This is a genomic window from Flavobacterium sp. (assembly GCF_035760125.1).
In the GTDB taxonomy this organism is placed as follows: domain Bacteria; phylum Bacteroidota; class Bacteroidia; order Flavobacteriales; family Flavobacteriaceae; genus Flavobacterium.
Map to the genome: position 1 here is coordinate 1 of NZ_DASTTN010000056.1, position 11491 is coordinate 11491.

The window sequence follows — 11491 nt, forward strand, 5'->3', positions numbered from 1 at the left end:
AAACTACCGAAGTAGTGCGGATAGCCCGACCGTATTAAGGAAAGTGGCCGACTAACCACAACGACAAGTAGGCCACTTTTCTTAATGGGGTCTCGCCCAACAGATGCTTATTAGAACGATTAATTTTAGATTTTAAAAACAAAAAAAATGACTTTTCAAGAACAAATACAACAAGGAATTCCTTCTATATTACCACAGCCAAAACCGTATGAAGCCAACATTAATCACGCGCCAAAGCGGAAAGAAATCTTGTCTGACGAAGAGAAAAAACTAGCGCTTCGAAATGCTTTACGTTATTTTGAACCAAAGCATCACGCTGAGTTAATCCCTGAATTTCGCAACGAACTCGAAACTTACGGTCGTATTTACATGTACCGTTTGCGTCCTGATTATAGAATGTATGCCCGCCCAATCTCGGAATATCCTGGAAAAAGCGAGCAAGCCAAGGCTATCATGTTGATGATTCAGAATAATCTTGATTATGCAGTGGCACAACATCCACACGAATTGATTACCTATGGCGGTAACGGTGCTGTTTTCTCGAACTGGGCACAATATTTATTGACGATGAAGTACTTATCGGAAATGACCGATGAGCAAACGTTGACAATGTATTCTGGGCATCCGATGGGATTGTTCCCTTCCCATAAAGAAGCGCCGAGAGTTGTGGTTACTAACGGAATGGTAATCCCAAATTATTCTCAACCTGATGATTGGGAAAAAATGAATGCCTTAGGCGTTTCCCAATACGGACAAATGACGGCAGGAAGTTATATGTACATAGGTCCTCAGGGAATTGTGCACGGAACGACAATCACGGTTTTGAACGGTTTTAGAAAAATAAAACGCAGTCCAAAAGGTGGATTATTTGTGACTTCCGGACTTGGAGGAATGAGTGGCGCGCAACCGAAAGCCGGAAATATTGCGGGTTGTATCACGGTTTGTGCAGAGGTAAATGCAAAAATCACGCACATTCGCCACAGTCAAGGCTGGATAAATGAAGTTGTTGAAAACATTGACGAATTGGTACAACGAGTAGCTTTGGCGAAAGCCAATAATGAAACTGTTTCTATCGCCTACCTCGGGAACGTGGTAGATGTTTGGGAACGATTTGACGAGGAAAACCTTTATATTGATTTGGGTTCCGACCAAACTTCGCTTCACAATCCATGGGCGGGCGGATATTATCCGGTTGGAATTTCATTTGAAGAAGCCAATGATATGATGGCCAATAATCCTGATTTATTCAAGGAAAAAGTACAGGAAACATTGCGTCGTCACACAACAGCCATCAACAAACACACAGCCAAAGGAACGTATTTCTTTGATTATGGTAATGCCTTTTTACTGGAAGCCTCTCGTGCCGGAGCCGATATTATGGCCGAGAATAATATTGATTTCAGATACCCAAGTTATGTACAGGACATTATGGGACCTATGTGTTTTGATTATGGTTTTGGTCCTTTCCGTTGGGTTTGTACCTCTGGAAATCCTGAAGATTTAGCCAAAACTGATGCTATTGCATGTCAAGTTTTGGAAGAAATGGCCAAAACTGCTCCAATAGAAATTCAGCAACAAATGCAGGATAATATTCAGTGGATAAAAGGTGCACAAGAAAACAAATTGGTTGTGGGTTCACAAGCCCGAATCTTATACGCAGATGCAGAAGGTCGTGTAAAAATTGCCGAAGCTTTCAATCAGGCTATTGCCAAAGGAGAAATAGGATTGGTTGTTCTAGGTCGTGATCATCACGATGTTTCGGGAACAGATTCACCTTACCGAGAAACTTCCAATATTTATGACGGATCTCGATTCACCGCAGATATGGCTATTCAAAACGTGATTGGCGACAGTTTCCGTGGTGCTACCTGGGTTTCCATTCACAATGGTGGTGGTGTAGGTTGGGGAGAAGTTATCAACGGTGGTTTCGGAATGGTACTGGACGGTTCCAAAGAAGCTTCCCGTCGCTTGGCTTCGATGCTTTTTTGGGATGTCAATAACGGAATTTCAAGACGCAGCTGGGCCAGAAACGAAGGCGCTGTTTTTGCTATAAAACGTGCTATGGAAGTAGAGCCATTGTTGAAAGTTACGCTACCCAATTTAGTTGACGATCAATTATTAAATTAAGATGTTTTCTGGGAGCTAATCCTGCTATTCGCTTCAAGATTTTTCATAAACTCGTTTTTTTCTAAGAACAAAAAGAGCTTCCATTGGTCGCTTTTTTTGTTCAAGAAAAAAATACTCGTTTATCAAAAAATGCTTTCCGCTGCTATCAGGGCTAACACAGCTAACTGCAAGCAAATGTATTTGGGAGAAGTTTTTGAAAAATGATTTTTTTTAACTACCTTAGAGTAGCAAAATTGGTACGATTTTTGTAGTTTATTTACACCACCATAAATCAAACAAAACATGAAAACATTTAAGCTCCTACCTCTATTATTACTTTTCATAGTTGCCTCATGCGACACTGTAAAAGTATATTCTGATTATGACAAATCGGTTGATTTTACGCAATACAAAACGTTTGCTTTTATGAAATCGGGTATTGACAAAGTCGAAATTTCCGATTTGGATAAAAAAAGAATCCTGAACGCCATCGACCAACAATTACAGGCCAAAGGTTTTACCAAAAGTGAAACTCCCGATTTATTGGTTAATATTTTCACCAAATCCCGAGAAGAAATCAGTGTAAACCAATTCAATGCCGGTTATGGCTACGGATGGGGATGGGGATGGAATCCTTATATGTATGGAGGACAAACTTATGTGAGTTCCTCTACAGAAGGCACATTATACATTGATCTTATCGACGCCAAAAAGAAAGAGTTAATCTGGCAAGGTGAAGGTACTGGAACCCTTTCTAAAGACATGACCGAAAAAGATGCGATAGTCAATGATATTGTTACCCAAATTTTGGCACAATATCCTCCTGCAAAACCCGAAACAAAGGAAAATAAAGAAAAGAAAAAATAATTTATTGTTCAATTCATTAAAATGAATACATTTACAGTCTAAGCAATAAAAAATGAAAAACTTAATTAGCATCATCATTGTCATTATTATAATTATCATTCGATAATTATGGCGAGGTGTTATATAAATAAGTAATCAATATACATTTATGAAACCTCCCACATCGGGAGGTTTTTTATTTTAGAAAAACATGAAAAATTCAGTAACAATTATCATTATAGTAATTATCATTATTCGTGTCTTATGACGAGTCAGGATTCTATTTTCTAATAAAGCCTTTCTCAGTTCGAAATAGAGAAAGGCTTTTTTTTAAACCAAAAACAAACTAATCAGCAATGCAACAAGAATTTACGATAACACTTTTTAGTGAAAAACATGAAGGATTAATCAATAAAGTAGCCCTTATTTTTACTCGAAGAAAAATAAATATAAACAGCTTCTTAGTAGTTTTTTGTAAAACAGTAAATTTATATCGTTTTACTATTACGTTTACTGAAACAGAAGAAGCAGTTCAAAACATAGTTTATCAAATGGAAAAAGTTATTGAAGTTTTTAAATGTTATTTACAGACTGAAGCTGAGCTTTCTACCTACCAAATTCTACTATTAAAGTTTCCAAATTCCGATGAAAAAGAAAAACAAGTCACATCAATTATCAATGCCTTTCAAATTATTCAGGAAAATGATTATTGCGTTTATACTAGTAAAACGCACAAAGAAATAATCCAACAATTAGCCACAAAAATAGCTGAATTAGAACCAATGGATTCATTTTAATTCAAAATTTTAAATTCCAAATACTAAAAAAATGACTTTATTTAAAGCCGTACAACAGGCACAAAAACAACTTAAAGACGTAATCTCTCCTACTCCCCTGATTGAAAACTTAAATTTATCAGAAGAGTTTGGGGCAAATATTTTGCTGAAACGCGAAGACCTGCAAATCGTTCGATCCTACAAAATAAGAGGAGCTTACAACAAAATGAGTACGCTCAACACTTCCGAAAAAGAAAACGGAATTGTCTGTGCTAGCGCTGGAAATCATGCGCAAGGCGTTGCTTTTTCTTGCCATCTTTTAAAAATAATGGGCAAAATTTACATGCCAAAAACGACACCCAAGCAAAAAGTAAAACAAGTTCAATTGTTTGGAAAAAAATATGTAGAAATTGTTTTGACAGGCGATACTTTTGATGATGCTTATACAAAATCAATAGCCGACGCCACACAAAACAACAAAGCTTTTATTCATCCTTTTGATGATTTAGAAGTCATAGCTGGTCAGGGAACTGTTGGATTGGAAATTTTGGACACTTACAATGAGCCAATTGATTATGTATTTGTGCCTATAGGTGGTGGCGGACTGGCATCTGGGCTTTCAACCGTATTCAAACAATTAAGCCCAAATACTAAAATCATCGGAGTAGAACCTCTAGGCGCTCCTTCGATGAAAACTTCAATTGCCAATCACAAGAACACCCCACTGGACACCATCGATAAATTTGTAGATGGAGCCGCTGTAAAACAAGTGGGCGATCTGACTTTTAACATTTGCCAAAAAAACCTAGACGACATTATACTGGTTCCCGAAGGAAAAGTGTGCACCACCATATTGCGCTTGTACAATGAGGAAGCTATGGTCGTAGAGCCTGCTGGAGCATTAACGATAGCGGCCTTAGATTTTTACAAGGAAGAAATAAAAGGAAAGACAGTTGTCTGCATTGTCAGCGGAAGCAACAACGACATCGAAAGAACTGCCGAAATTAAAGAACGTTCATTACTTTATGAAGGATTAATGCATTATTTCATGATTCAGTTTCCGCAACGTCCAGGAGCTTTAAAGGAATTTGTAAACGACATTTTGGGTCCAGATGATGATATCACCTATTTTCAGTTTGCAAAAAAGAATAGTCGTGAAGTGGGATCGGTGGTCGTTGGTTTGGAATTAAAGAATCCAAATGATATTCATGCCATCAAAACCAACATGAATACCAAAGGATTCGAATACCAATACCTCAACGAAAGGCATGATCTATTTACCCAATTGATAGGATAAATTAACAGTTCTTTTTCAGTCGCTTTTCTAATTATAATCTACCTTTGAGTCGGCTATTTTATTCAAAAAAACAATGACAAACAAAGACATAACAAACATAGAAGACATCAAATTAATGGTAGATACATTCTACTCGAATGTAAGAAAAGACGAGCTGATTGGTTCTATTTTCAACGAAAAAATAGGTGACAGATGGCCGGAACATTTGGAGAAAATGTACCGCTTTTGGCAAACTATCCTACTAGAAGAACACACATATTCTGGAAGTCCTTTTCCACCTCACAAACAACTTCCCGTCGAGAAAGAGCATTTTAACCGCTGGATGGAAATTTTCACCGAAACTGTGGATAGTTTATTTACAGGTAAAAATGCTGATGAAGCCAAACTAAGAGGCAAAATGATGGCCGAAATGTTCCATCACAAAATTGAGTATTTCAGACATGAAGCGAAGCATCCGCTTTTGTAAAAACAAGAATAGAAATAATTATAAAATTACCGCAGATTAGCAGATTATAAAACAATACAATCTGCTAATATGCGGTAATTTATTTTTAAAAACCATTGTATTACTTTTGCTACACTAACAAAACCAACGCGTAAGATTTGGAGAAATTGAAAAAATAATTTCTATTGCAAAGCTTCCTTTTCGCCTCTTAAAATTGTACTTTTGCATATAAACTACATCGATTTCGTTATGAACACAAAAATAGAAAGCAATCCATTATTAGAACGATTGCCTAAACATTTAAAACAGTTTATCAAAGCTCAGGATTACAGCGATTACACCCCAATTAATCAAGCAGTTTGGCGTTATGTAATGCGTAAAAACGTGAATTATCTCTCTAAGGTAGCTCACAGTTCCTATCTTGAAGGATTGAAAAAAACGGGTATTGAAGTAGACAACATTCCGAGTATGTATGGTATGAACCGCATCCTTAGCGAAATTGGCTGGGCTGCTGTGGCAGTTGATGGTTTTATCCCACCGAATGCCTTTATGGAATTTCAGGCTTATAATGTTTTGGTAATTGCATCAGACATTCGCCAACTCGAACATATTGAATACACCCCCGCACCGGATATCATTCACGAAGGTGCCGGTCACGCCCCAATTATTGCGAATCCAGAATATGCAGAATACCTCAGACGCTTTGGCGAAATAGGTTGTAAAGCTATTTCATCTCATAAAGATTATGAAATGTATGAGGCCATTCGGTTGCTTTCTATTTTGAAAGAAGCGGAAGACACACCACAGGCCGATATTGAAGCGGCCGAAAAAGCGGTTGAAGATCTTCAAAACAATATGGGTGAATTATCAGAAATGGCCCAAATCAGAAACCTACACTGGTGGACAGTGGAATATGGTTTAATAGGCACATTGGAAAATCCAAAAATTTACGGTGCCGGTTTATTGTCATCTATTGGCGAAAGCGCTTGGTGTATGACGGATAACGTAAAGAAAATCCCTTATGATTTTTCAGCAGTTCATCAAAGTTTTGATATTACCAAATTACAACCGCAACTGTATGTAACTCCCGATTTTGCTTATTTGAGTTTGATTTTGGAAGAGTTTGCCAATACCATGGCTTTGCGTACGGGAGGTTTATCTGGAATAAAAAAACTAATCCATTCGAAAGCATTGGGAACCATTGAAATGAGTACCGGTTTACAGATTTCAGGAGTATTTACGAATGTCATCGAACATGAAGGAAAACCAATCTACTTTCAAACCACAGGTGAAACGGCTCTATCGTATCGCGAAAAAGAATTGGTTGGTCATGGAACCAGCACACATCCAGAAGGTTTTGGCAGTCCAATAGGAAAACTAAAAGGCATCAATCTGGCCATTGAAGATATGAGTCCGAGAGACTTAAAAGCCTATGGTGTCTATGAAGGACAAACTGCCACCCTTGAATTTGAAGGTGACATAAAAGTAGTTGGAGAAATTATTACCGGAAAGAGAAATCTGCACGGAGAAATCATCTTAATTTGTTTCAAAAACTGTACGGTTACGCACGGAGACACTATTTTATTCCAACCGGAATGGGGGAATTATGATATGGCTGTGGGTAAAAAACTAGTTTCAGCTTTTTCTGGACCTGCCGATGTGAACAGTTTTGATTTGATTTCGCATGTACCTTCGAGCAAAACCATTAAGGCCAAACAAACTGCTGAAAGAGACGACCTAGAAGTATTGTACCAAACAGTAAGAAGCATTCGTGAATCGAATGACACGACAGCTTCATTGGAACCAATTTTTGAAAAACTTCAAAATAACCATCCAAACGACTGGCTACTTTCTGTGGAATTAATTGAGCTTTTAAATACTCGAAACGAAACAAATTTAATGCAACAGATACTTTTGCATTTGGAAAACTTAAAAAAACAACGTCCTGAAATCGAAAAATTAATTTCTAATGGATTGGAGTTGATTTTTGAGAATGAAGAAACGACACATTAGAATTACAGACACGAATTTCACAAATTAGCACGAATTATAATTTGTGCTAATTTGTGAAATTCGTGTTTAAATAAACCTTACAATTTCAAATCTTGCTGTAGTTCTTTTTCATTTGAGATTTCTTTACCGTCATATTGCAGTTTCCATCCCATCGTATTCGTCAGAATCAAAATCTTGGAAAGTTCGCTTATCAAACGGTTTTGAGCATTGGATTTCAAGGATGATTTTTCGATTTTCTTGGCTAAATTGGCCTTTACCGATTTATTGATTTTATTGTAATCATCTCCCGTAAAAGGATTCATCTGACTTTGTTCTACATCATAAAACTTGATGTCCGGGCTTATTTTTATTTCTTCTTTTGGAATGCTTAGAATTGTGATCGTTTTGTTTGCTTCGTCAATATCGTATTTCATTTGGTGCAAATCATAAGATACAGTAACATCAGCATTAACGATTATCAATGCTTTTTTCTCAAACGAAAGCATATCCATCATGTATTTCTGTTGATTCTTATAAGTCACAACTTCAGAGAAATGCCCTTCGGTAACGACCAATTTACCCACATTTACGATTTGTTGCTGAATTAAATTGGTATTGTAATCTAATGAAGATTCATCTCCTTTCTTGAATTCACAATATTTGAATGCCAAAATTATTGCCACTACAAGTACAGCTCCAACTAAAATTCTCTTTAACATAATTAAAATTTCATAAATGAATATTGAACCACTAATGTAGCGATTTTCGACTGAATATTACCTTCAAATTTTTTATGGCTCTCCGAATTGGGATTAAATGGGCGGTGTTGCAAACCCTTTTGAATACTTTCGACTGCATCCATTGTAGGATAAGCCATATCCGAAATGGTGGATTCCTTGAATCGTTCCCAGATATAATCAATTGCCGTTTGACTCGGATGCAGCATATCTTCAGCATAAAAACGATAATCCCGGAGTTCGTCCATCATGATTTCATATGAAGGGAAGTATTCAGATTGCAGATTGTGGACTGCTGTAATTAAGTGAGATTTACTTCTTTGATTTTCCACAAATCCATCTTTAAGGTGTCGCACCGGCGAAACAGTAAAAATGAAATTACATTTTGGATTTATCGATTTAATCAAACGGATGGTATTTTCGATACTTTCCTGAATAATGGCAACAGTAAGCAACTCTTTGGAAAACTGTTTTTGGGGTACTTTATGACAATTAGCGACAATAGCATTTTTTTCAATATTTCGATATACCCAAGAAGTTCCATAAGTAATAATCACATGGGTTGCTTCCTGCAATTGTTTTTTAATTTCTACCAATATTTGATTCAGATTTGTCAATAATTCTGTTGCATCCGAATGGCTTAAATCTGAATGCACTTCAAAACAATGCCAACGCTCATTATGAAAAAAAATATCTGCCTCGGTAAATAAATCTTCGTTAACCACTCTATCCATAATTTTCTCAATAGAAACCGGATTGAAAATAATTCCGAATGGATTGATTGTGCTTTGAAATTTAAAATATTGGAATTTATCTCCCATATTTTCCGCAAAACAAGAACCCAACGAAACAATTTTGGAGTTGTAGTCTATTGGATTGCGATTTTGCAGGATATCGATTTTCGTTGTAAAGTTCATTCTATGTTTTTAACCTCTCAAAAATACGAAATAAAAAAAACTTTAAAATAAGAAACCCCAAATACACCATTTCAAAATTGGAGTATTTGGGGTTTTAATTGATTTATTAATTCTTTTACTTCACAAACTCAACTGCTTTAGCCAGAGCCTCAGTTATTCCATCTACATTTTTTCCTCCTGCGGTAGCGAAGAAAGGCTGTCCTCCTCCTCCACCTTGGATGTATTTCCCTAATTCACGAACCACTTGTCCTGCGTTTAGTTTTTTATCGGCTACTAATTCTTTTGAGATATAACAAGACAACATTGGTTTTCCAGCATCAGCTGTAGCCAATACCAAGAATAAATTTGTTCCTAATGTCCCTAATTCATAAGCCAAGTCTTTGGCTCCTTCAGGACTCAAATCAACCTGTTTAGCAAGGAACTGAATACCATTAATCTCTTGCAATTCCTGAGCCAATTCCCCTTTCATATTTTTGGCTTTATCTTTCAATAAGACCTCCAATTGTTTTTTCAATTTTGCATTTTCTTCCTGCAATGAAACAACAGCTTTTATACTATCCTGTGGATTTTTCAACAGACTATTAATCGCTGTTAATTTTTCAGACTGGCTTGCAAAATATTCTTTTACTTTAACCGAAGTTATAGCTTCAATACGACGAATTCCGGCCGCAACAGCACCTTCACTTACAATTTTGAAATACCAAATATCAGCAGTATTCTTTACGTGAATTCCACCACATAATTCTATGCTATTTCCAAATTTAATAGCACGAACTGTATCACCGTATTTTTCTCCAAACAAAGCCATTGCTCCTTCTTCAACCGCTTGCGCAAAAGGAACATTACGTCTTTCTATTAGTGGCAATTGCTCTTGAATTCTTGCATTTACAAAATCCTCTACTTGCTGAATTTCATCATCGGTAACTTTAGCATAATGCGAAAAGTCAAAGCGCAAATTGTTTCTGTTTACCAAAGATCCTTTTTGCTCCACATGCGTTCCTAATATAGTTCGCAAAGCTTGGTGCATCAAGTGCGTAGCCGAGTGATTAGCTGCCGATTCAAATCGTTGGTTTTCATAAACGATAGCCTTGAATGTTTCAGAAACATTACTAGGCAAATCTTTTACAAAATGAATAATTAAATTATTTTCTTTCTTGGTGTCAATGATATAAATAACATCACCATTTCCAGTTTCAAAATATCCTTTATCTCCTACCTGTCCACCACCTTCTGGATAAAAAGGAGTCATATTAAATACCAATTGAAAAATCTCTCCGTCTTTGGCACTTTCAACTTTTCTATATCGAGTAATTTTCACCATTGCTTCGGTGTGGTCATACCCTATAAATTCCTCATCATCATCTTCTCTCAAAATCTGCCAATCTCCTGCTTTGACTTTTGAAGCCGCACGAGAACGCTCTTTTTGTTTTTGCAACTCCGATTCAAATTCAGCTTCATCCAAAGACAAACCTTTTTCAGACAAGATCAAAGCAGTTAAATCAATAGGAAAGCCATATGTATCATACAATTCAAATGCTTTTTTACCTGAAATAACTTTTTCGCTTGAATTTGCGATTATATTATCCAACAAAATCAAACCTTGATCCAGTGTACGTAAAAACGAACTCTCTTCCTCACGAATCACATTGGCGCAAAGCTCTTTTTGGGATCTAATTTCTGGGAATGAACCTCCCATTTGAGTACTCAAAGTTTCAACCAATTTATAGATAAACGGCTCTTTGGTATTCAGGAAAGTAAAACCATAACGAATAGCACGACGCAAAATTCTACGAATTACATAACCTGCTCCGGTGTTCGATGGCAACTGACCGTCAGCAATAGCAAAAGCTACCGCACGAACGTGATCCGCAATTACACGAATCGCAATATTTATTTTTTCCTCAGCTTCGTCTTTAGCCTTAATTGTATATTTTGTACCAGTAATCGTTTCGATTTCTCTGATTAGCGGTGTAAAAACATCAGTATCATAATTTGACTGAACTCCTTGCAAAACCATACAAAGACGCTCAAATCCCATTCCTGTATCCACGTGTTGTGCTGGTAATTTCTCTAGAGAACCATCAGCTTTACGATTGAACTCCATAAATACGTTATTCCAAATCTCCACCACGTGCGGGTGATCATTATTCACCAAATCCTTACCAGAAATCAATGCTTTTTCTTCAGCAGAACGAATATCAACGTGAATTTCAGAACAAGGTCCACAAGGTCCTTGGTCGCCCATTTCCCAAAAATTGTCTTTTTTATTTCCAAGAATAATTCGATCTTCGTCAATCAACGTTTTCCAAATATCCCACGCTTCTTGGTCAAACGGCACATTCTCATCTGGATTTCCTTCAAAAACAGAAACATAC

The 11491-nt window shown here is 36.7% G+C and carries 9 protein-coding genes; 6 read left to right on the plus strand and 3 right to left on the minus strand.

The features are described from left to right. Positions 1-147: 147 nt before the first annotated feature. The 6 genes from VFS71_RS02395 (at position 148) to VFS71_RS02420 (ending at position 7483) form a co-directional block, all read left to right on the plus strand. A complete protein-coding gene (locus VFS71_RS02395) occupies positions 148-2127 on the plus strand; it encodes a urocanate hydratase (RefSeq protein ID WP_326399172.1) in 1980 nt (659 codons plus the stop codon). A 282-nt stretch (positions 2128-2409) separates the two neighbouring features. Continuing rightward, positions 2410-2973, plus strand: a complete 564-nt coding sequence (locus VFS71_RS02400) for a DUF4136 domain-containing protein (RefSeq protein ID WP_326399173.1) — start codon at positions 2410-2412, stop codon at positions 2971-2973. Between the two features lie 335 nt (positions 2974-3308). Continuing rightward, on the plus strand, positions 3309-3749 hold the full coding sequence (locus VFS71_RS02405) for a hypothetical protein (RefSeq protein ID WP_326399174.1): 441 nt from the start codon (positions 3309-3311) through the stop codon (positions 3747-3749). Between the two features lie 31 nt (positions 3750-3780). After that, positions 3781-5025, plus strand: coding sequence for a threonine ammonia-lyase IlvA (ilvA, locus tag VFS71_RS02410; protein ID WP_326399175.1), 1245 nt, complete (start codon positions 3781-3783; stop codon positions 5023-5025). A gap of 73 nt (positions 5026-5098) precedes the next feature. Beyond that, a complete protein-coding gene (locus VFS71_RS02415) occupies positions 5099-5491 on the plus strand; it encodes a group III truncated hemoglobin (RefSeq protein WP_326399176.1) in 393 nt (130 codons plus the stop codon). A 228-nt stretch (positions 5492-5719) separates the two neighbouring features. Beyond that, positions 5720-7483, plus strand: coding sequence for an aromatic amino acid hydroxylase (locus tag VFS71_RS02420; protein WP_326399177.1), 1764 nt, complete (start codon positions 5720-5722; stop codon positions 7481-7483). Between the two features lie 77 nt (positions 7484-7560). On the opposite strand, the gene VFS71_RS02425 is transcribed toward VFS71_RS02420, so the two are convergent. The 3 genes from VFS71_RS02425 to alaS form a co-directional block, all read right to left on the minus strand. After that, a complete protein-coding gene (locus VFS71_RS02425) occupies positions 7561-8181 on the minus strand; it encodes a DUF4230 domain-containing protein (protein ID WP_326399178.1) in 621 nt (206 codons plus the stop codon). Between the two features lie 2 nt (positions 8182-8183). Then, positions 8184-9116, minus strand: coding sequence for a GSCFA domain-containing protein (locus VFS71_RS02430; RefSeq protein ID WP_326399179.1), 933 nt, complete (start codon positions 9114-9116; stop codon positions 8184-8186). Between the two features lie 115 nt (positions 9117-9231). Then, positions 9232-11491, minus strand: a 2260-nt coding sequence (gene alaS / locus VFS71_RS02435) for an alanine--tRNA ligase (protein WP_326399180.1), incomplete at its 5' end; no start/stop codon positions are given.

What these genes read in the sequence shown, in the direction of transcription:
- VFS71_RS02430 (WP_326399179.1), bottom strand. Translation starts at nt 9,116, where the DNA reads ATGAACTTTACAACGAAAATCGATATCCTGCAAAATCGCAATCCAATA.
- VFS71_RS02400 (WP_326399173.1), top strand. Translation starts at nt 2,410, where the DNA reads ATGAAAACATTTAAGCTCCTACCTCTATTATTACTTTTCATAGTTGCC.
- ilvA (WP_326399175.1), top strand. Translation starts at nt 3,781, where the DNA reads ATGACTTTATTTAAAGCCGTACAACAGGCACAAAAACAACTTAAAGAC.
- VFS71_RS02405 (WP_326399174.1), top strand. Translation starts at nt 3,309, where the DNA reads ATGCAACAAGAATTTACGATAACACTTTTTAGTGAAAAACATGAAGGA.
- VFS71_RS02420 (WP_326399177.1), top strand. Translation starts at nt 5,720, where the DNA reads ATGAACACAAAAATAGAAAGCAATCCATTATTAGAACGATTGCCTAAA.
- VFS71_RS02415 (WP_326399176.1), top strand. Translation starts at nt 5,099, where the DNA reads ATGACAAACAAAGACATAACAAACATAGAAGACATCAAATTAATGGTA.
- VFS71_RS02425 (WP_326399178.1), bottom strand. Translation starts at nt 8,181, where the DNA reads ATGTTAAAGAGAATTTTAGTTGGAGCTGTACTTGTAGTGGCAATAATT.
- VFS71_RS02395 (WP_326399172.1), top strand. Translation starts at nt 148, where the DNA reads ATGACTTTTCAAGAACAAATACAACAAGGAATTCCTTCTATATTACCA.